A 22,189-nucleotide genomic window follows, 5' to 3' on the forward strand; every position below is an offset into this window, starting at 1 on the left:
ATACGGGCTTTTAAAGCAATTTAGCGTAAATTAATTACAAATTAGCGATGATAAATGTAAATGAAAAGGGTGAGGAAAGACTTTCTTTTGTACAAAAATCTCATCGATAAGGCTAGCAGCGTTAACATCTAGGCAAACCTTTATAGCTGCAAAAAAAAAAGCCCGCATAAATGCGAGCTTTTTTGCATAACTATAACGAGATTACCAACCGGTAGTCTCGCGAAGCGCTTTACCGATTTGTGCAAGCGAGCGAACCGTTTTCACGCCCGCATCTTCTAGTGCTTTAAACTTCTCATCAGCTGTACCTTTACCGCCAGCAATGATCGCACCTGCGTGACCCATACGCTTACCTTCAGGTGCAGTTACACCCGCAATGTAAGAAACAACAGGCTTAGTTACGTTAGCTTTGATGAATTCAGCAGCTTCTTCTTCTGCTGTACCACCAATCTCACCAATCATAACGATAGCTTCAGTTTGAGGGTCGTCTTGGAACAACTGCAGAATGTCGATAAAGTTAGAACCAGGAATTGGGTCACCACCAATACCAACACATGTAGACTGTCCAAAACCTTCGTCAGTAGTTTGCTTAACCGCTTCATAGGTAAGTGTACCAGAGCGAGAAACAATACCTACTTTACCAGGCTTGTGGATGTGTCCAGGCATGATACCGATCTTACACTCTCCAGGAGTAATAACACCTGGGCAGTTTGGACCAATCATGCGAACGCCTTTAGCATTTACGTATTCTTTAACGTAAAGCATATCTAGCGTAGGGATACCTTCGGTAATACAAACGATAAGCTCGATGCCAGCATCAGCAGCTTCAACGATTGAATCTTTACAGAAAGCAGCAGGTACATAGATAACGGTTGCCGTGGCACCAGTCGCTTCTACTGCTTCACGCACTGTATTGAATACCGGAAGACCTAAGTGCTCAGTACCGCCTTTTCCTGGTGTTACACCACCAACCATTTGCGTACCGTATGCAATTGCTTGCTCTGAGTGGAAAGTACCTTGACCACCAGTGAAACCCTGACAGATTACCTTGGTATCTTTGTTAATTAATACTGACATTATTTGCCCTCCGCAGCAGCAACAACTTTCTCAGCTGCATCAGTTAGCGACTCAGCAGCAATGATATCAAGACCCGAGTTCGCTAGAACTTCACGGCCAAGCTCTGCGTTTGTACCTTCAAGGCGAACAACAACAGGAACACTAACGCCAACTTCTTTAACCGCGCCAATGATACCTTCTGCAATCATGTCACAACGAACGATACCACCAAAGATGTTAACTAAAACAGCTGAAACGTTATCGTCAGAAAGAATGATTTTAAATGCTTCAGCAACACGCTCTTTTGTCGCGCCGCCACCAACATCTAGGAAGTTAGCTGGCTTTCCACCGTGTAGGTTCACGATGTCCATTGTACCCATTGCTAGGCCTGCGCCGTTAACCATGCAACCAACGTTACCGTCTAATGCTACGTAGTTAAGTTCAAACTCTGCTGCGTGCGCTTCACGTGCATCTTCCTGCGTAGGATCCTGCATCGCTTTCACTTTAGGCTGGCGGTATAACGCGTTACCATCGATAGCAACCTTCGCATCAAGACAATGAAGATCACCGTCGTCTTTGATAACAAGCGGGTTGATTTCGATTAGTGCAACATCCAATTCTTCGAACATCTTAGCAAGGCCAAGAAATATCTTTGTGAACTGTTTAATTTGAACGCCAGAAAGACCAAGTTTAAACGCCATTTCACGCGCTTGGTAAGGCTGAGCACCAACGATTGGGTCGATTTCAGCCTTAAGGATTTTTTCTGGTGTTTCTTCAGCAACGGTTTCTATCTCAACGCCACCTTCAGTAGATGCCATAAACACAACGCGTCGGGTTGTGCGGTCAACTACTGCACCAAGGTACAATTCGTTAGCGATATCAGTGCATGTTTCAACAAGGATTTTGCTCACAGGCTGACCATTTTCGTCAGTCTGGAAAGTCACCAAATTTTTGCCAAGCCAGTTTTCAGCAAACGCGCGAATGTCGTCTTTGTTTTTAACTAGCTTTACACCGCCAGCTTTACCGCGGCCGCCCGCGTGTACCTGACATTTTACTACCCACTCTTCACCGCCAACTTTGTCGGCAGCTTCTACAGCACCTTGAGGAGTGTCTGCTGCGTATCCTTCAGAAACAGGCAAGCCGTATTCTTTGAATAGCTGCTTACCTTGGTATTCATGCAAATTCATGGTGTTTCTATCCGATTTTTAGTAAGACAAAAGCCGCTTTCGCGACTTGATTAGTTTGGCTGATATTTTAGGCTAAATACCAGCGTTGTATCGAGAGCGCTATAAGCTTACACAAACAGCGCTCTCGACCACAATTACGTGAGACGAAAGTCTTATACGTCAAGTAATAGACGTGTTGGATCTTCTAGCATCTCTTTTACTGTTACCAAGAAGCCTACAGACTCTTTACCATCAATAATTCTATGATCGTAAGAAAGTGCTAAGTACATCATTGGTAAAATTTCTACTTTGCCATTAACCGCCATTGGACGATCTTGGATTTTATGCATTCCCAAGATTGCGCTTTGAGGCGGGTTAATGATTGGTGTAGACATTAATGAACCAAATACACCACCGTTAGTGATAGTAAAGTTACCACCTTGAAGGTCTGCTAACGCTAGCTTTCCATCACGGCCTTTTAATGCAAGGTCTTTAATCCCTTTTTCCACGCCGGCCATGCCTAGCGTGTCAGTGTCTTTCAGTACTGGTGTAACAAGCCCGCGAGGCGTTGAAACCGCGATAGAAATGTCAAAATAGTTATGATAGACAATATCATCGCCGTCAATTGACGCATTCACTTCAGGGAAACGCTTAAGAGCTTCAGTAACCGCTTTAACATAGAAAGACATGAACCCTAAGCGAATGCCGTGACGTTTTTCAAAGCTCTCTTGATACTGCTTACGAAGATCCATGATTGGTTTCATGTTTACTTCGTTAAACGTAGTAAGCATAGCAGTAGAATTCTTAGCTTCAAGCAGGCGGTTAGCAATCGTTTTACGAAGACGTGTCATAGGAACACGTTTTTCAGTACGCGTACCCGTAGGTAACTCGGCAACCGCTTCATCAGCCGCTGGCGCAGACGCAGACGCAGACGCAGTCGTACTATTGCCACCTTTCAGGTGTTTCTCTACATCTTCTTTAGTAATACGACCATTTTTGCCCGTACCCTTAACTTTAGAAGCATCCACACCTTTTTCGCCTAATAAACGACGGACAGAAGGACTAAGCGCATCGCTGCCTTCTTCACCGTCATCAGACGCTTCAGCCGCAGGTGCAGAAGCACCAGACACAGCACCTTCAACAAATTTAGCAATCACTGCTTCAGCGGTAACGGTTGCACCCTCTTCAGCAACAATTTCCGATAGTGAACCATCCGCAGGTGCTACAACTTCAAGCACAACTTTGTCAGTTTCAATATCTACTAAGTTTTGATCGCGACTTACCGGTTCACCAACAGCCACATGCCAAGTAGCAATGGTTGCATCCGCAACAGATTCTGGCAGTACTGGAACTTTAATTTCTGATGATTTACCAGAGGCTTGTGCAGCAGGCGCTTTTTCGGCGCTTGCGCTTGGCGCAGCTTTAGATGCAGACGCACCGGCACTACCTTCCTCTAGCTTAGCAATAATTTGCTCCCCTAGAACCGTTGCACCCTCTTCATTTAGTATCTCACCAATCGTTCCATCAGCTGGAGCTACCACTTCCAACACAACTTTGTCAGTTTCAATGTCAACCAGGTTCTGGTCTCGTTTTACTGCGTCACCGGCCTTAACGTGCCAGGTTGCAATGGTGGCATCGGCAACTGACTCAGGTAGAACCGGAACTTTTATCTCAATTGTCATTACTGTTCCTTATTTAATAGTGAGTGCGTCTTCAACCAGTGCTTTTTGTTGCTGGTTGTGAACGGATACATAACCTACTGCAGGTGACGAGGATGCTTCACGCCCTGCATATGATAATTTTGCACCTTCTGGAATCGCTTGCCAGAAGTGATGTTGGCTACAATACCAAGCGCCCTGATTCTGAGGCTCTTCTTGGCACCAAACCCAATCTTTAACGTGACTGTATTTTGCTACAATCTTAGCGCATTCCTCTTGCGGGAATGGGTAAAGCTGTTCTAGTCGTACAATAGCCACATCGTTTTGTTCATTCTTACGACGTTGATCTAACAAATCGTAATACACCTTGCCTGAACACATTACTACGCGCTTAACGTCCTTCGCATCGATATCATCTACTTCGTCAATAACGTTATAGAATTTACCTTCGGCCAGCTCTTCTAATGAAGATACCGCAAGAGGATGACGAAGTAGTGACTTCGGTGACATCACAATAAGTGGTTTACGCATTGGACGTACAACCTGACGACGCAACATATTGTACACCTGCGCTGGCGTAGACGGTACGCACACCTGCCAGTTGTGGTCCGCACACATTTGTAAGAAACGCTCAAGACGTGCAGAGCTATGCTCTGGTCCTTGGCCTTCATAACCGTGTGGAAGCAAAATGGTTAGACCGCATAAGCGTCCCCATTTAGCTTCGCCCGAGCTTAGGAATTGGTCGAAGACAACCTGCGCGCCATTAGCAAAATCACCAAACTGCGCTTCCCAAATTGTAAGGCATGAGGGCTCTGCAGTCGCAAAACCATACTCAAATGCCATTACCGCTTCTTCAGAAAGCACAGAGTCGTAAATCTCAATTTCACCTTGGCCTTCACGAATATGTTGAAGTGGCATATAGGTAGACGCGTCTTTCTGGTTGTGAAGCACTGCATGACGATGGAAGAACGTTCCACGACCAGAGTCCTGTCCAGTGATACGAATATCTTCACCCGCGTCAACGATAGTGGCGTAAGCCAAATTCTCAGCCATACCCCAGTCGAGTTTCTTCTCGCCCGCTACCATCGACTTTCTGTCTTGATAAAGTTTGTTCACGCGAGATTGAAGTTTGTGTTCTTCAGGGTAAGACGTAATCGATTCGCCTAACGCTTTTAATTTTTCTACGCTAAGTGAGCCATCGTATGGCGTATCCCAGTCATGACCAAGATATGGAGACCAGTCGACACTGTGTTCTGTCATTGGACGCCATTCTTCCACCACACACGCTCCGTGGTCTAACGCAGAGCGATATTCATCTAAGAAACGGTCTGCATCGCGCTGCTCAATAACACCTTCAGCAATCAGTTGGTCCGCATATAAGGCACGCGGTACTGGATGTTTTTTGATTTTTTGGTACATCAATGGCTGCGTGGCATTCGGCTCATCAGCTTCATTGTGTCCGTGACGTCGATAACATACTAAGTCGATAACAACGTCACGCTTGAATTTGTTTCTGTACTCTAATGCCAGTTCAGTAACAAACGCTACTGCTTCAGGATCGTCTGAGTTCACATGCAGAATTGGCGCCTGAACCATTTTTGCAATATCGGTACAATACTGAGTTGAACGTGTGTCTTCTGTCTTCGATGTGGTAAAACCAACTTGGTTATTTACAACAATCCGCACCGTACCACCAACAGCAAAGCCGCGAGTTTGAGACATGTTAAACGTCTCTTGAACTACACCCTGCCCTGCAATGGCCGAGTCACCGTGGATAGTAATCGGTAACACCGTATTTGCGTCGTCATTACGACGGGCAAGACGCGCTCTTACCGAGCCCATCACCACGGGATTAACGATTTCTAAATGCGATGGGTTAAATGCTAGTGCTAAGTGAACATTGCCACCTGGCGTCGCAAAGTCAGAAGAGAAACCAGCGTGGTATTTAACGTCACCGGCGCCTAGCGAGTCGTCATGCTTGCCTGAGAACTCATCAAACAATACAGAAGGATTCTTACCCAGTACGTTAACAAGCACGTTTAGACGACCGCGGTGGGCCATACCAATAACGACTTCTTTCGTACCCGCAGCGCCCGCTTTGGTTATTAAGCCTTTAAGCATGGGGACAAGGGCATCACCGCCTTCAAGTGAGAAGCGCTTAGCACCTGGGAATTTAGCGCCGAGGTATTTTTCCATACCATCTGCCGCGGTAAGCCCTTTTAGGATGCTTAGCTTTTCATCTTTTGAAATTTCTGGCTTCGCTTGTACCGACTCAATCTTTTGCTGTAACCAGCGTTTTTGGTCTGTATCGGTGATATGCATATATTCAGCACCGATAGAACCACAATACGTTCTGTTGAGGGACGTAAACAACTCGCCCAACGACATAGAATCTTTACCTATAGCGTACGAACCTACGTTAAATACGCTATCGAAATCAGCTTCGGAAAGATTATGGTGAGAAAGCTCTAAATCACGAACACGTGGTTGCTGCCACAACCCCAATGGGTCGAGATTGGCATGCTGATGACCACGGAAACGAAAAGCATTGATAAGCTGAAGTACTTTCACTTGCCTATCGTCTGAAACGCTCTCGCCGTTTGCAGGTGCACTTGACATGCGGGCTGTGGGCCCTAACGCAGCAAGTTTTCTGAATTGATTTTTGATTGCAGTATGGTTCGACTCTAGTTCGACACCATCAACCTTAGGAAGACTATCAAAGATTTGACGCCAAGTATCGGACACGCTTTGCGAATCATCCAAATACGCTTCGTACAACTCTTCAACATAGGCAGCGTTGGCACCTGCCATGTGCGAGGAATCCCACCACGCTTTCATCACGCTTTCTTGCATTTAATTTGCCTTGCTACGTTTTAAAAAAATCTATTAACAATCAGATTGTATTATAAGGTTATTCTCGCCATAACCAAGTGTTATAACAGCGATTACATAAAAAAATAGCCATCCTTGTTGGATGGCTATTTAGAGCATCGCAATCTGTAACTACAGAAGTTAACAGACTATAGTACTAAACAGCCCGTTGTAAAAGCATAGACTTAATTTGTCCAATTGCTTTTGTCGGGTTTAACCCTTTAGGGCATACACTTACACAGTTCATAATACCATGACAGCGGAATACACTGAACGCATCATCTAGCTCACCTAAACGCTCGTCTGTCGCGGTATCACGACTGTCGATTAAGAAGCGATAAGCGTGTAGTAGACCTGCTGGGCCAATGAACTTGTCTGGATTCCACCAGAACGACGGACAAGACGTTGAACAGCATGCACACAATATACACTCATACAGACCATCAAGCTTAGCACGTTCTTCAGGCGACTGAAGATGCTCTCTCGCTGGCGGCTGCTTACCGTCGTTTATTAAGAACGGTTTGATTTTCTCATACTGAGTGTAGAACTGCGTCATGTCTACCACAAGGTCACGCACTACTGGCAAACCTGGAAGTGGACGAACAACAACCTTACCCTTCCCTAGTGCAGACAGCGGCGTGATACAGGCTAACCCGTTCTTACCGTTCATGTTTACACCATCTGAACCACACACACCTTCTCGGCATGAACGACGGAACGACAACGTAGGATCTTGTTCTTTAAGAGCAAGCAACGCATCTAATACCATCATGTCCTGACCTTCCTCTACTTCTAGAGTGTAGTCTTGCATGCGCGGTTTTGCATCAACATCTGGGTTGTATCGGTATATCGAAAATTCTAATTGCATGATCGAAGCCTCTCTTAATATGAACGCGCTTTAGGAGGGAATGCCTCTCTAAGCTTCGGCGACATATTGACATCACGTTTAAGCATTTTTTCAGTTTTTGGATCGTAGACACTGTGGCATAACCAGTTGTCATCATCACGATCTGGGAAGTCGAAGCGGCTGTGTGCGCCACGGCTTTCCGTTCTGAAATTCGCTGCTACTGCTGTGCTGTACGCGGTTTCCATAAGGTTATCAAGTTCTAAACATTCAATACGTTGAGTGTTGAAGTCTGAGCTCTTGTCATCAAGGCGGGCGTTCTGTAAGCGCTCACGGATTTCACCGAGTTGCTTAAGACCATCTGCCATTGCATCACCTTCACGGAATACTGAGAAGTTAAGCTGCATGCATTCTTGCATGTCTTTTTTGATTTGGACTGGGTCTTCGCCCTTTCCTTTTTCTGAGTTTTCCCAACGATTGAAGCGAGACATCGCCACATCAAGGTCAGACTCAGATGCATCTCGTGTAGGCGCCATATCGGCAAGTGTTTTGCCAAGATGTAAGCCTGTTGCACGACCAAATACAACTAAGTCAAGGAGTGAGTTACCACCTAAGCGGTTAGCACCGTGTACAGATACACATGCAATCTCACCACAAGCAAATAGCCCATTTACCACTTGGTCGTTGCCATTCTCATCAACAGTCAAACATTGGCCGTCAACATTAGTTGGAATCCCACCCATCATGTAATGGCATGTTGGGATAACCGGGATAGGTTCTTTCACTGGATCAACGTGAGCAAATGTACGCGACAACTCAAGAATACCTGGCAAGCGAGACTCTAGTACATCTTTACCTAGGTGGTCTAGCTTAAGCTTGATGTGTGGTCCCCACGGACCGTCACAGCCACGACCTTCACGAATCTCAGTCATCATTGAGCGAGCAACAACGTCACGGCCTGCTAAATCTTTAGCATTCGGCGCATAACGCTCCATGAAGCGTTCGCCATCTTTATTAAGAAGGTAACCACCCTCACCACGACAGCCTTCTGTTACTAGCGTGCCTGCACCCGCAATACCGGTTGGGTGGAATTGCCACATTTCCATGTCCTGCACCGCAACGCCTGCGCGAAGCGCCATACCAACACCGTCACCAGTGTTAATGTGCGCGTTAGTCGTCGAGGCAAAAATACGGCCGGCGCCGCCCGTTGCCAATACAACAGCACGAGACTTAAAGTACACGACTTCACCAGACTCAATATCAATTGCGGTACAACCAACAACATCCCCGTCTTGGTTTTTAACTAAATCTAGTGCATACCATTCTGAAAACACTTTTGTTTTGTTTTTTACGTTTTGCTGATAAAGCAAATGTAAAAGCGCGTGACCAGTTCTGTCTGCCGCTGCAGCAGTACGAGCAGCTTGTTCGCCGCCGAAGTTTCTAGACTGACCACCGAAAGGACGCTGATAGACTTTGCCGTTTTCAAAACGCGAGAACGGTAGGCCCATGTTTTCCATCTCGATGATGGCTTCAGGCCCTTCCTTACACATATATTCAATGGCGTCTTGGTCGCCAATGTAATCTGACCCCTTAACGGTGTCATACATGTGCCACTCCCAGTTGTCCTCATGTGAATTACCTAGTGCTACGGTAATACCACCTTGTGCAGACACAGTGTGAGAACGGGTAGGAAATACTTTGGATAACAGTGCACATGATTTACCAGATTGTGAAATCTGTAAGGCGGCACGCATACCTGCGCCGCCCGCGCCAATTACTACTGCATCAAACTCGTGAACGGGTAAACTCATTTTACACTCCCCACAATACAAATAGACCAACAGCGACGTAGCCAAACGCAATAATGTTTAGTACGTATTGCAGTGTTGCACGAAGACCCGTTGATTTTATATAGTCCGTTAGTACCTGCCATAGACCGATACGAACGTGGATCATAATTGCAACAAGTGCTGCTAGTGTGAAAACTTTCATAGCTAGGCCAGAAAATAATCCTCGCCATTCAATAAACGTAAGATTATCAGTGGTTATAAAGAACCACGCCATGAATACCGAGTACGCGAAAATGATTGCTGCTGTAGCGCGAAGTGATACATAGTCTTGTACACCATCGCGTCTAATGCTTGCTTGGTTGGTTACCATAATGCAACTCCCAATACTACGGTCAGTACGATCCAAAGTGCGATAATTGCTTTTGCACTTAAGTTACCTGACTCTAATTCTTCCCAGTGACCTAAGTCCATAATAACATGTCTTAGGCCGCCTAGAATATGATATGTCAGCGCTGAAGCTGTGCCAATTGCGACAAATTTCCCAAGGAAACCGTTCATGATGCTTTGTACGTCTGCGAACCCTTCTGGCGATGAGATAGAAACTGCCCATGCCCCAATAACGAAAAGTAACGCAAAAAACATTGCAACACCGGTTACACGATGGAGAATTGACGAAATAGCAGAGGGCGGAAATTTAATAGTATTGAGTTCTAAATTTACTGGTCTTTGCTTTTTCACAATGTATGCCTGTTTAATCCGTAGGGATAATGAATTACCCGCTTTTATTATGTCCTGAGCGAGTTAATTCGTCTATTACCTGTTAATTGCCTCATCCATTGAGTTGTTAACAATTTGTGAATTATTCTTCAATGCTGTTAACAGAATAATTATTCCGTTTTCGAGCACCGCCGAGTATATCTAGCACATTATATAATTACAATTTTTTGTGCTGATGTAAGACTTTAGTCTGTCTTTACGTTTAATTCATAACGTATAAACAAAAATTGAGATCAAAAATGAACTCAAACGCCCTGTGCGACAGTATTCATAAGCGTGAAAAGTGTAGCAGTACTCATCACGTATGACTACGATGCCACGCTGTAAGTTAAGGTCTTTTAATTTTTGCTAGTACAAACATTAGGCACTAATGTCACAAATAAATATGATTACTGCTAATATTAATGTTAATTGGCAGTTTACCTTTTATTAAAACACAATGATAATTGACTGGTATTGGGTTTATCCCCTTAATTTAGCGTACGTTTTTCACACACCAACAGTACTTATAACGTGAGTTGATTTAGAATATTTATTGCACATATATGCAATTAAATTGACTTTTATGTGTAAAATAAAGTAAAACTACGCCACTTTTCCCAACGAAGCGGACATTTTCGTTCGTTTTCGCTGCAGACAGAACCATTCTGAGGAGAGCACTATATGGCAGATCAGAAAGCCATTCTTAAGGCCGGCGGTAAGGAAATTGAACTTCCTATATTGTCAGGCACAGAAGGACAGGACGTAATCGACGTTCGCACGCTTGGACAGCACGGTTATTTTACCTATGACCCAGGTTTTATGGCGACTGGATCTTGCGAATCAGCAATTACTTATATTGATGGGGCAGCCGGTGTACTTTTGCATCGCGGTTTTCCTATCGAAGAATTAGCGCGCGATGCTGACTACCTTGAAGTGTGTCATATGCTTTTACACGGGCACGCACCGTCTAAAGCTGAATATGAAGAGTTCAAAGCGACAATAACGCGCCACACTATGGTTCACGAACAAATTAACATGTTCTTCCATGGTTTCCGTAACGACGCTCACCCAATGGCGATGCTTTGCGGTACGGTAGGTGCAATGTCTTCGTTCTATCACAGTGACTTAGATGTATCTAACGAAGAGCAACGTGTTCGTAGTGCGCATCGCCTTATCGCGAAAATGCCCACGCTTGTTGCCATGTGTTATAAATATAACATCGGCCAACCATTCGTATATCCACGTAACGACTTAAGTTATGCTGCTAATTTCTTAAATATGATGTTCTCAGTACCTGCTGAAGAATACCAAATTAGCCCTGCTGTTGAGCGTGCGATGGACCGTATTTTTACGCTTCATGCAGATCATGAGCAAAACGCATCAACATCAACAGTGCGTTTGGCTGGTTCTTCAGGTGCTAACCCTTATGCGTGTATCGCTGCAGGTGTTGCATCACTTTGGGGGCCTGCGCATGGCGGCGCCAACGAAGCGTGCTTAAACATGCTCGAGGAAATAGGAACGGTTGACCGTATTCCAGAGTTTATCGCGCGTGCAAAAGACAAGGCTGACCCGTTCCGTCTAATGGGCTTTGGTCACCGTGTTTATAAAAATCACGATCCTCGTGCGACGGTAATGCGTGAAAGCTGCCACGAAGTATTAAGTGAACTTAATGTTAAAGATCCATTGCTTGAAGTCGCTATGGAGCTAGAAAAAATTGCATTAAGCGACCCATACTTCGCGGAGAAGAAATTGTTCCCTAATGTAGATTTCTACTCAGGTATCGTTTTAAAGGCAATCGGCATTCCAACAAACATGTTTACGTGTATCTTTGCGCTGTCTCGTACAGTGGGTTGGATATCACATTGGCATGAGATGATGAGCGATCCTAAGCAAAAAATTGGTCGTCCTCGTCAGTTGTATACTGGTAGCAGCCAAAGAAAATATACGCCAATAAAATAAATATTCCCTATTTATTTTAGGTGATGAAAACGTACATACTGCCAAGTCAGTATGTACGTTTTTTTTTGGAGCATGATTATTTTATGCGCTTCCCATGCCCCCTATTGTACCCTGACTAATACTAATTAATGACGCCTGTGTTTACGCAATTCTGTGGTTTAAGCGCTATACTTCATGTGTAGAGGTATTGGGCTTATTACATTGACCGTTTTGCCAGTGTCTTCTTATAAGAGGTAGTCGTTTATCATCATCGACATGAAGAGCGGCAGTCTGACTCGTTAGAATCTCAAAAGCGTATTCAATAAGTTAGGAAGCAGAGTACAATGCCGCAAAGCATGGATACTAACCAACCGTTATATCGTTCAGTCCAGTCTAAAAAAATTTGTACTCTTCTAATAATTGATGACAATGCGCATTCACCGCAATCGCTAACGGCTCGTATGGAAGACGTTGAGCACACTGTCCCTCACCTCTTTGTTACCATAGTAGATACGGTTTCTTTAGCAATCGACGCTATAAAAAGTATGGATAACAGCGGAATCATTTTGCTAAATGCATCTGCATTATCAAGTGACTCACTCAGTACATTATCGGATTCTATTGAATCATGTAAATCACAATGTGCAATACGTTTTATACTTGTAAACACTGAAATAGATGAGTCGGTCATCGAGTCTAATAACATCTCTCCCTATGAAGCGCTCATCGATGAACACTGGGTATTGCGCACGATTTCTCAAGAAATGCTAATCACCTTGGTATTAGGTAACATACAGAAATTACAGGTCAATAATGATGATGTAGAGCGCCCGAGAACACCTAATACCGATTATGTTGCAGTGCTAGAGCGAAGGCTTATAAGAGAAAAGAATCTACGTATTAGTGCTCAAGCGCAGTTGAATGACTATGCTAAAAAGTCTTACATCGCGAGTACAGATTTAAGGAATACGGTTGAAAAGTTACATAATAAGCAACAAGAGATAGAGTTTTTTCTTCAATCAGCAAAAGAACTTAAAAACGGAAAAAGCGGCCTCGAACTGATCAACAGCTTCCTAAGTATTTGTGTTGAGTTTATCTCTGCCGAAGGGGGTGCCTGCTTTTTCACGCATTCGGGTAGTCTGGGCCAACATGGTTTAATGTTTAAGCGAGATACCTCGTTTAACTTTAAAGCTATTGTAGAAGAGTATCTGCCTACCTTTACATTACACATTCTAGATTCATGGTCTGTCCAAGAAGTATCAGAATTTTTCGAGGGTGACACAACGTGGTTTATTTCAACCAATTTTCGGTACACGGACAACTCTATCGGCTGGCTTTGTTTTGTCGTTAAAACGCCACAAATTAGTGAGCAAAAGCTTTATATTCTTGATTCCTACTTAGAACAGCTTCGCATTAGCATTGCCCAACAGAAGGAAATTGCGACTCAGGCGAAAAAACTTGAAAGTGGCAAACTGGAAGCAGAATTAGCGGAAACGAAAAAGCAGCTATTAATCGCTGATAGAATGTCGTCACTGGGCTTCTTATCTAGCGGTGTCGCGCATGAAATTAATAACCCCTTGGCATTTCTTGTCGGCAACAACCGGTACATGAAAAAAGTAGTGATGGCCGGTATTGAGAAGCTACAAGCACTGCGCGATAGCACGTCTTTCACCGACGTGTTACAACGCATTAACGGTTCAGATTTATTAAGACTTCGGCATGAATTGCTTGAAGTTTTCGATGATAACGAACATGGTCTTGCAAGACTTAGCGGCATAAGTAAAAGTTTACGACAATTTATACGAACGAATGATGAAGGGTTTACGGCGTTAGATGTAATACAGTGTGTACACCGGTCTGTGAAAATTGCGTCAATGTCCAAGAAAAACATGGTATCCGTTTCTAACGAACTTCGTGCCGATAGGGCAATAGTTTATGGCAACGAGGGAGAGATTGAACAGGTTTTACTCAACATCATCATTAATGCTATTCAATCCATCGAGAAAGATGGCGAAGTTACCGTTGTTATTAATGAAAACAACGATGATATTATTATTGATATAAAAGACAACGGATGTGGTATTGCCGAGGAAAATCTCACTAAAATATTTTCGCCCTTTTTTACGTTAAAAAAAGGGAGCGAAGGCACAGGCCTAGGGTTAGGTATCTCAAAAACAATAATAGACGCCCACAACGGCTCGATAACCGTTGATTCTGAGCTGGGCATCGGCACCACATTCACAATAGCACTACCTAAGCATAACGACACTGCTATTACTAATCGCTTCAGCAGCAATTGATATCCAACCGTCAGTATTGTTCGGTTTCAATAGGCTAGGCACGTAGAAGCAGTCCGTCGTGTGAGCGTTTCCCTACTTTTTTATTGCACCTCACACTCGGTTCGTTAGATAAAACGGTAGTCTAAGCGGCATATTCTCAGCGTATATACACTTTGCTGGTCGTTTACGGTATTATATGTCTATGATCGTGCTTATTTTTTTATAGGAATGCACTATGCCTTATTCTGCAGTAATGCTCGGCCTAGCAGGCTTAATACCATTTGTTTTTATGCCGGCCGCTTACCTGTTTAATGTGTTAACGCTGTCAGAAAGTGCTCTTTATTTTATTCAGTATTCTGCCGTATTACTGTCATTTTTCGGTGGTATTCATTGGTGGGATGCGATGCTGAAACAAAACTACTCTGTTCAAATGTATGTGGCGATGCTGCCTACGATCATCGGTTGGTTATGTTTAGTGTTCAGTCACCATTCAGAAGTGATTGGCGTGCTTTCATTGACCTACTTGGCCGTATTAATGTACGACAAATTCACCTTAGTGTTACCTAAAGGTGAAATTATAAGTTACATAAGTCTCAGAATTATGCTGACTACCGTCGTAGTAATGAGTCACGCGTGGATGATTTACTTAGTGACATAACACTCCTTAATAGGTGTATAAAAAATGCAGCTCATTGCTGCATTTTTTTATGGTTAACCGTTGCTTCTCGCCGTTAGGTCAAAACACCTGCCTGGTAGTCTTTTATAGCTTGCATTATTTCTTGTTCGGTATTCATCACAAACGGTCCGTATTGCGCCACAGGCTCATTCAATGGCTTACCAGCAACAACAATAAACCGACACGCTTCGTTAGCTGTTGCAACTAACGATTCGCCCTCACTGAATACGCCAAGTTCTCCTGATGCTAACCGTTCGCCACCACTGTCTATACTGCCTTGGTAAACATATACAAATGCGGTGTTGTGTATAGCCAGTTGATGTGAGAAGACCGTGCCTTGTGTAGACAGATGAACATCAAAAAATGTGGAATCTACAGCATCTGTTTTTACTGGCCCAACGTGTCCCTCATAACTGCCCGCGAGTATACGCACCGTCATATTATCGTTTTTAAAAACCTCAACGTCCTGAGGCTTTATGTCCTGATAATTAGGCGCGGACATTTTGTCACAAGCCGGTAGGTTTACCCACAATTGGAAGCCTCGTAACAGCCCGTCCTCTTGTTCAGGCATCTCTTCGTGAATAATGCCTTTCCCAGCGTTCATCCATTGGATCCCGCCAGGTTCTATTACACCTTCATTCCCTACAGAGTCTTTGTGTCGCATTCTTCCATCAAGCATGTACGTCACCGTTTGAAAACCTCGGTGAGGATGCGCCGGAAAGCCGGCTAAGTATTCATTGGGCTTGTCAGACCCAAAGAAATCTAACATCAGAAAAGGGTCAAGCCTTGGCAACGCGGGTTGACCAATAACCCTTGTTAAAGATACGCCAGCACCGTCGCTAGTCGCAATCCCTTTCACCTTTTTACTTATATGCCTGACTTTCATTAGATTACCCTCTCCCATGTGCCGACAAAAGATCTTGTTTTGGCCCAACGGGGATAACTTGCGTGGGATTAATCATAGTATGACTGAAGTAGTAATGACGCTTAATGTGATCAAAGTTTACGGTGTCCGCTATACCATTCATTTGGTATAACTCCTTCATATAGCCGAACAAATTTGGGTAATCTGCGATTTGCTTTATATTGCATTTAAAGTGGCCATGATAAACTGCATCAAAGCGAATAAGCGTAGTAAATAATCGCCAATCCGCCTCTGTGAGCACATCACCGACAAGATACCGGTGTGAAGCCAGACGGGTTTCAATCGTCTCTAGTGCATCAAAAAGTGCCTGAACCGCCTCCTCATAAGCGCTTTGCGTCGTCGCAAAACCAGACTTGTACACACCGTTATTGACCGCGTGATACACGAGTTCGTTGATTTCATCAATCTCATTGCGAAGTTCTGCGGGGTAGAAATCAAGGTCGTTGCCGGTTAGCGCGTTGAAGTCGCTATTAAAAATTCTAATAATATCCGACGACTCATTATTCACGATAGTGTTTGTGACCGTATCCCATAAAATTGGAACCGTTACTCTTGTCGTTATATCGTGCTTCACCTTCGTATAAAGCTGGAAGGCATAGTCAAAATCAAAACATTTGTCCTTTGTACTGCCAGGGTAGTCGCCGAACTCCCAGCCATGCTCAAGCATTTCAGGGTGAACCACAGACACATCAATATGCGGTGTTAGGCCTTTTAATTCGCGAAAAATAAGCGTTCGGTGTGCCCAAGGACAAGCTAAGGATACATAAAGGTGATACCGCCCTGACTCGGGTTTATACATGGCATCATCGGCTGTACTAAGGGTATGTCTAAACTGAGATGCTTGACGCTCAAACTTACCGTCACTGTCTTTGGTGTCATACCATTTATCTTGCCATTTTCCATCTACTAACAAACCCATTGGATTCTCCGATAACTACGTTTATTGAACCAGTGTATTACAGCACGTAATGACTTAAACGTAAGATGCGTAATTTCGGATTTACTGTTCTATTTATTAGAAAACTACCTTTCGCTTAGCAAAACGAGGGCAATGGACTGTTTTATGTTTATTGCGCGTATTGTGCTTCTGTACTTGCAATATTTCGGTTATTTGCGATCATCCGCGTTAAATTGTACCTGTAAATACACAACGCGAGACGGTTGAGACAAACATATGTCTGAAGATCAAAGGTTCGGTGGAATATCCCGGCTGTATGGTGCTGATGCACTTGAAAAACTTAAGGGGAGTCATGTCGCTATCGCCGGTATCGGTGGTGTCGGCAGCTGGGCAGCTGAGTCGCTTGCCCGCTCAGGAGTGGGTGAAATAACACTGATTGACCTTGATGATGTCTGTGTAACCAATACTAACCGTCAAATACATGCCATGTCAGACACCATTGGACTGCCGAAGGTTGAGGCTATAGCCGAGCGCATAAAAAAGATAAATCCAGCATGTAAGATAAACCTAATAGAAGATTTTGTTACGCCTTCAAACGTACAATCTTTACTCACCAATAACATGGACGCGGTTATTGATGCCATTGATAGTATTAAGGCTAAAGCGGCGATGATCGCCCACTGTAAACGGTCTAAAATTCCGATTGTTACCGTTGGCGGCGCTGGCGGTCAAATTGACCCGACGAAAGTAACACGGGGGGATCTTGCGAAAACGATACAAGACCCTCTCGCCGCGAAACTAAGAAGTGAGTTAAGGCGCTTCTATAACTTTAGTAAAAACCCAAAGCGACGTTTTCAGGTTGAATGTATCTACTCCACCGAGCAATTGCGATATCCACAGCCCGACGGCAGTGTGTGTTTTAGTAAGTCTGCGATGGAAAATGGAACGCGACTTGACTGCGCAGGCGGATTTGGCGCTGTGGTAACGGTAACGGCAACCTTTGGTATGTTCGCAGCAGCCAGCGTAATTAATAGATTAACCGGCCAAAAATAGACTTTTCCCGGTATCTTGCGCACAATAGAGAAATAAAAATAAACCTCAGATTGATAAAGGAAAATGTATGTCGCCAGGTGAACTCGACCAACTAATGCAAGACTGTGCTAAAGACGCTATTTCAGCAGCAAAAAGTGAATTTAATATTACGCTTGATGAGTCGGTAGAGAGTGTCGCGCTCGTAGATGATGTTTTGCTTAGTTTTATCGATAAGTATCATGACCAAGCGCTAGAAGATGAGGCGGTGTTTACAATATGTAATATATTTGGCGCGTATGTCGGTGAAATACTGAAGGACGTTTTAGGTGGGACGTGGATATACGACCAATCTAATCCCAAAGCACCTTACGTTCTGCTTGTGGTGGGCGAGAATTCTTATGCGTTCGCGGGTATTTGTTACGAACGTTTAGTCAATGATAGCCAAATCAGTGTAAAAGCGTATTTCGATAAAGCGGCGCAAAACCACATCCAATAACGAAGCATTCAATAATATTGCAGCTGCAGATAAACGTAAGTTTTTTGTCTGCAGTCCCCCCCTCTTACCCAATTGATGACCGCCCCCCTCTACTTTATGTTTTTCTTGCTGTCGGCTTGTATGTTTGGGTGTTCCCAGTCGTCCACCATCCAACGTAAGTGGCGACTTTTTGCAATCGTGTATAACGCAATAATTGACAAAACTAAACGAATAGCGGTGATAAGCTCGAAGGCCCAATGGTGTGTTATTGCATAGACAACCTGAGAAATTAAGAGTGCCACAACACCGCAAAGCAATAGTGGGATAAACCATCGGCGCCACGAAATTAACCCCTTTTTCCAAAGACGCTCGCGTTGACTAAGCAACAGCAGCGATAGTAATGCGGGCACACTGGTGACTAAGGCAAACAGCAGGCTTTTAGAGTGTGGGTAGAAAAAGTGCAATAATGTGTCTGTGTGGCTTCGCGACGCTAGCGAAAATATAAACAGCGCCCAATCGGCGCAAAGTAACAGTAACAATGCGTACAGCCATCGCGGTGGCAATATTCTTCCTGATTCATCATAGTACTTAAGCGGAAGTTTTAGCATTGGGCGACGATGACCTTATGTTCTTTTCGATGTAGTATTGAGATAATTGGTACTAATCGGTAAATATAAAGGCCAGTGTAAAAATTTAACGACCATTCCCGATATACTGACATCATACATTATCAGCATGTGTTTTTTGTGTTCTTAATGGTAAGGCGGTTAGCGTGCTAACAGAATAGTGATATAATTTCCGCATCCACTGTTATGTAGCGTAAAAATGTCTGTAGAAAAATTTACCCCAAACAACACCACCACATTAGAAACGCCGGTAAAGGTGTTAACCTCTGAACGTTCCACATTGAATAATGCCGATGCAGCACGTATAGGCTTTGTTAGCTTAGGCTGCCCGAAAAATTTAGTTGATTCTGAACGTATTCTTACGCAGTTGAGAACCGAAGGGTATGATGTAGTCCCCACTTATAACGATGCCGATCTCGTTATTGTGAACACCTGTGGTTTCATTGATGCTGCCGTACAGGAATCACTTGATACTATCGGTGAAGCATTAAAAGAAAATGGAAAAGTCATTGTCACCGGCTGCTTGGGTGTTAAAGAAGACGAAATACGAGAAGTACACCCTAATGTATTGGCTATCACTGGCCCACATGCCTACGAAAGTGTTGTAGAACAAGTACATGAACACCTACCCAAACCAACCTTTAATCCGTTTGAAGACCTTATCCCTGATCACGGCGTAAAGCTTACACCTCGACATTATGCTTATTTAAAAATATCTGAAGGCTGCAACCACCGTTGCACGTTCTGTATTATTCCATCTATGCGCGGTGATTTAGTTAGTAAGCCAGTTGGCAATGTACTTGATGAAGCAAAACGCTTAAAAGCCGCAGGTGTTAAAGAGTTATTGGTTATTTCACAAGACACAAGTGCTTATGGTGTCGACGTAAAACACCGTACTGGTTTTTGGGACGGTATGCCGGTGAAGACGCACATGCAACAGCTTTGTGAAAAACTGGGCGAAATGGGTATCTGGGTACGTTTACACTACGTATACCCCTACCCTCATGTTGACGACCTTATTGCTTTGATGAATGAAGGAAAAATTCTTCCTTATTTAGATATCCCGTTTCAACACGCAAGTAAGCGTATTCTTCGATTAATGAAACGACCAGGCAGTGCAGATCGAGTATTAGAGCGTGTAAAAAAATGGCGTGAGCAATGTCCTTCGCTGGTTATTCGCTCAACGTTTATTGTTGGTTTCCCTGGTGAAACAGAGGAAGAATTTGAAGAGTTACTAAACTTTTTGCGCGAAGCCCAGTTAGATCGTGTCGGCGCGTTTGCTTACTCGCCAGTAGAGGGTGCAAAAGCTAATGACCTTCCTGATCCCGTACCAGAAGACATCAAGCAACAGCGGTTGGCGCGATTCATGGAAGTACAAGGTGAAATCAGTGCCGCGCGTTTGAAAGCAAGAATTGGTAACGAATACCAAGTTGTTATCGACTATGTGGATAGTGAGGGTGCGGTAGGCAGAACTTACGCCGATGCACCGGAAGTAGACGGGCTGGTGCATCTGAACGGCGTTTATGACGTTAAGCCAGGCGACCGTGTGTGGGCTGAAGTTATTCATGCGAATGAACATGATGTTTGGGCTGTCATGTCTGAAGAGCAAGACGAGGACGCTGAGCAAGCTTAGAACGCTGTACGTTCATCAATAAAAAGAGCAGGTATCTGCTCTTTTTTTTTAAATGAGGATTACCAGGGCAACACTTCGCCGTTAGAATGTATAAAGCGGCCCGTGTTCTCAACGGTTAATGCATCGATACGCTCCACCAGCAACGCGGCAGAGGTATCGGCGTCAATATCGCCGTTGCCATTAACCATTTCGGTTTGAACAAATCCTGGATGGAACAACCCGACCGCAATACCTTTAGGACGTAAATCGTTCGCTAACGACACGCCCACCGCATTTAATGCCGCTTTTGACATTCTGTATCCATAATATCCACCCGAACTGTTGTCTTCCATAGACCCCATTCGACTGGTGATCATAGCAATTTTACTGGAACTGCTCATCGCGGGTAGTAATACCTGCGTAACCAATAAAGGGCCAAGCGCATTAACACGAAACTGATAGTCGATTGTGTTGGGGTCCCAATCATCAATAGTTTCGCGCCCAAGTACCCCTGCGTTATTGATAAGCAAGTCAATGTTAACATCGCTTAACGGGGCAAGTGTGTCTGCTAAGCATTCGGGTTTTGAGACGTCTACGCCCTTAATAACGGTTACGCCAGTGCTATTAAGTTCGTCGCAACTGTTACGGCACGTAACATACACGTTATCGCCGCGGGCTTTATAGTGCTTTGCAAGCGCTAATCCTATGCCTCTGTTCCCGCCTGTAATTACTACATTCATTGCATTCTCCTTATCCGTAATAACGTATTTATTCCTTACGCTACGCCAAGTATAACGTCACTGTATTACTTTCGTGAATATCGACACATTGCTACGCATTTAACGTATCAAGTAGCCGAGACAAGTCCTCGGGCGTATCAATCCCCACAGGAGGCTCAGCAGCCGCAGAAGCACAATGTATACTATCGCCATACCACAGTGCCCTTAGCTGCTCGAGGGACTCTATATGTTCAAGTGCTGACGGCTGATATGACACATACTGCTTTATATACTGTGCACGATAAGCGTAAATGCCTATATGCCGATGGTAAAGTGAAAGGTTTGCATCTTTCGCATCCGCCATCATTCGATTGCGCTCAAACGGAATGGCTGAACGTGAAAAATACAGCGCGTGCGACGCAGCATTAACTACCACTTTGACAATGTTTGGGTTGAACACATCTTCTTTACACACTACCGGTGTCGATAATGTTGCCATTTGACACGTTGACTGTGCAAGGTTCTCGGCAACTTGTTTAATGTTCTCAGCAGGGATAAAGGGTTCATCGCCCTGGACATTTACAATAATCTCACCGTCGTCTATCGCACTTTTATCAATCACCTCTGCGATGCGCTCGGTGCCTGACTGATGCGATGCTTTCGTCATGCAAACCGTCGAGAACGGTTCGGCGACTTGGGCAATACGACTGTCATCGGTGGCAACAATAACAGAAGAAGCTCCCGCCTCTTGTGCACGCTCTACAACGTGTTGAACCATCGGTTTACCATTAATATCGACTAACGGTTTGCCGGGGAAACGACTAGAGCCATAACGAGCTGGAATAACAACGGTAAATGACATAAGACG

The 22,189-nt window shown here is 44.3% G+C and carries 19 protein-coding genes; 6 read left to right on the forward strand and 13 right to left on the reverse strand.

Features of this window, described 5'->3' with window-relative positions:
* Positions 1-201: 201 nt before the first annotated feature.
* The 8 genes from sucD to sdhC form a co-directional block, all read right to left on the reverse strand.
* Entirely contained in the window at positions 202-1,074 is an 873-nt protein-coding gene (gene sucD / locus ACOJRU_RS09275; protein ID WP_421131474.1) for a succinate--CoA ligase subunit alpha, read from the reverse strand.
* The gene (gene sucC, locus ACOJRU_RS09280) at positions 1,074-2,240 is read right to left on the reverse strand and encodes an ADP-forming succinate--CoA ligase subunit beta (RefSeq protein WP_421131475.1); all 1,167 of its coding nucleotides are present in this window, start codon (positions 2,238-2,240) and stop codon (positions 1,074-1,076) included. The genes sucD and sucC overlap by 1 nt, the downstream gene beginning before the upstream one ends.
* A gap of 152 nt (positions 2,241-2,392) precedes the next feature.
* The gene (odhB, locus tag ACOJRU_RS09285; RefSeq protein WP_421131476.1) at positions 2,393-3,901 is read right to left on the reverse strand and encodes a 2-oxoglutarate dehydrogenase complex dihydrolipoyllysine-residue succinyltransferase; all 1,509 of its coding nucleotides are present in this window, start codon (positions 3,899-3,901) and stop codon (positions 2,393-2,395) included.
* A gap of 9 nt (positions 3,902-3,910) precedes the next feature.
* Positions 3,911-6,730 carry a 2-oxoglutarate dehydrogenase E1 component gene (gene sucA, locus ACOJRU_RS09290; RefSeq protein WP_421131477.1) on the reverse strand — a complete coding sequence of 940 codons (2,820 nt, stop codon included), beginning with the start codon at positions 6,728-6,730 and terminating at the stop codon, positions 3,911-3,913.
* A gap of 175 nt (positions 6,731-6,905) precedes the next feature.
* Complete coding sequence (locus ACOJRU_RS09295; RefSeq protein ID WP_421131478.1) at positions 6,906-7,616, reverse strand: succinate dehydrogenase iron-sulfur subunit; 711 nt, start codon at positions 7,614-7,616, stop codon at positions 6,906-6,908.
* Between the two features lie 14 nt (positions 7,617-7,630).
* Positions 7,631-9,403 (reverse strand): succinate dehydrogenase flavoprotein subunit, encoded by a 1,773-nt coding sequence (gene sdhA / locus ACOJRU_RS09300; RefSeq protein WP_421131479.1) that lies wholly within the window; start codon positions 9,401-9,403, stop codon positions 7,631-7,633.
* A gap of 1 nt (position 9,404) precedes the next feature.
* Entirely contained in the window at positions 9,405-9,752 is a 348-nt protein-coding gene (gene sdhD / locus ACOJRU_RS09305; protein ID WP_421131480.1) for a succinate dehydrogenase, hydrophobic membrane anchor protein, read from the reverse strand.
* On the reverse strand, positions 9,746-10,120 hold the full coding sequence (gene sdhC / locus ACOJRU_RS09310) for a succinate dehydrogenase, cytochrome b556 subunit (RefSeq protein ID WP_421131481.1): 375 nt from the start codon (positions 10,118-10,120) through the stop codon (positions 9,746-9,748). Before sdhC ends, sdhD begins: the two co-directional genes overlap by 7 nt.
* A gap of 702 nt (positions 10,121-10,822) precedes the next feature.
* Here sdhC and ACOJRU_RS09315 point away from each other — a divergent pair.
* The 3 genes from ACOJRU_RS09315 to ACOJRU_RS09325 all read left to right on the forward strand — a co-directional run bounded on the left by ACOJRU_RS09315 (position 10,823) and on the right by ACOJRU_RS09325 (position 15,016).
* Entirely contained in the window at positions 10,823-12,100 is a 1,278-nt protein-coding gene (locus tag ACOJRU_RS09315) for a citrate synthase (RefSeq protein WP_421131482.1), read from the forward strand.
* A 323-nt stretch (positions 12,101-12,423) separates the two neighbouring features.
* Entirely contained in the window at positions 12,424-14,379 is a 1,956-nt protein-coding gene (locus ACOJRU_RS09320) for a sensor histidine kinase (protein ID WP_421131483.1), read from the forward strand.
* Positions 14,380-14,593: 214 nt separating this feature from the next.
* Complete coding sequence (locus ACOJRU_RS09325; protein ID WP_421131484.1) at positions 14,594-15,016, forward strand: DUF3429 domain-containing protein; 423 nt, start codon at positions 14,594-14,596, stop codon at positions 15,014-15,016.
* Positions 15,017-15,089: 73 nt separating this feature from the next.
* Here the strand turns inward: ACOJRU_RS09325 and ACOJRU_RS09330 are convergent, their stop codons facing one another.
* Positions 15,090-15,920 (reverse strand): pirin family protein, encoded by an 831-nt coding sequence (locus tag ACOJRU_RS09330; RefSeq protein ID WP_421131485.1) that lies wholly within the window; start codon positions 15,918-15,920, stop codon positions 15,090-15,092.
* A gap of 4 nt (positions 15,921-15,924) precedes the next feature.
* Positions 15,925-16,878: a glutathione S-transferase family protein gene (locus ACOJRU_RS09335; RefSeq protein WP_421131486.1), complete on the reverse strand. Its 954-nt coding sequence runs from the start codon at positions 16,876-16,878 to the stop codon at positions 15,925-15,927.
* 255 nt (positions 16,879-17,133) lie between these two features.
* Here ACOJRU_RS09335 and tcdA point away from each other — a divergent pair, with 255 nt between their 5' ends.
* Both tcdA and ACOJRU_RS09345 read left to right on the forward strand, forming a co-directional pair.
* Entirely contained in the window at positions 17,134-17,910 is a 777-nt protein-coding gene (tcdA, locus tag ACOJRU_RS09340) for a tRNA cyclic N6-threonylcarbamoyladenosine(37) synthase TcdA (RefSeq protein WP_421131487.1), read from the forward strand.
* A gap of 67 nt (positions 17,911-17,977) precedes the next feature.
* Positions 17,978-18,385 carry a hypothetical protein gene (locus ACOJRU_RS09345; RefSeq protein WP_421131488.1) on the forward strand — a complete coding sequence of 136 codons (408 nt, stop codon included), beginning with the start codon at positions 17,978-17,980 and terminating at the stop codon, positions 18,383-18,385.
* Between the two features lie 89 nt (positions 18,386-18,474).
* Here the strand turns inward: ACOJRU_RS09345 and ACOJRU_RS09350 are convergent, their stop codons facing one another.
* Entirely contained in the window at positions 18,475-18,972 is a 498-nt protein-coding gene (locus tag ACOJRU_RS09350) for a DUF2919 family protein (RefSeq protein ID WP_421131489.1), read from the reverse strand.
* Between the two features lie 217 nt (positions 18,973-19,189).
* On the opposite strand from ACOJRU_RS09350, the gene rimO reads away from it, so the two are divergent.
* Positions 19,190-20,623 carry a 30S ribosomal protein S12 methylthiotransferase RimO gene (gene rimO, locus ACOJRU_RS09355; RefSeq protein WP_421131490.1) on the forward strand — a complete coding sequence of 478 codons (1,434 nt, stop codon included), beginning with the start codon at positions 19,190-19,192 and terminating at the stop codon, positions 20,621-20,623.
* Positions 20,624-20,682: 59 nt separating this feature from the next.
* Here the strand turns inward: rimO and ACOJRU_RS09360 are convergent, their stop codons facing one another.
* Together ACOJRU_RS09360 and kdsB are read right to left on the reverse strand one after the other, a co-directional pair.
* Positions 20,683-21,342: an SDR family oxidoreductase gene (locus ACOJRU_RS09360; protein WP_421131491.1), complete on the reverse strand. Its 660-nt coding sequence runs from the start codon at positions 21,340-21,342 to the stop codon at positions 20,683-20,685.
* A gap of 91 nt (positions 21,343-21,433) precedes the next feature.
* On the reverse strand, positions 21,434-22,183 hold the full coding sequence (gene kdsB / locus ACOJRU_RS09365; protein WP_421131492.1) for a 3-deoxy-manno-octulosonate cytidylyltransferase: 750 nt from the start codon (positions 22,181-22,183) through the stop codon (positions 21,434-21,436).
* Between the last annotated feature and the right edge of the window lie 6 nt (positions 22,184-22,189).

Origin of the sequence: Alteromonas algae (assembly GCF_049117195.1) — a bacterium.
In the GTDB taxonomy this organism is placed as follows: Bacteria; Pseudomonadota; Gammaproteobacteria; order Enterobacterales; family Alteromonadaceae; genus Alteromonas.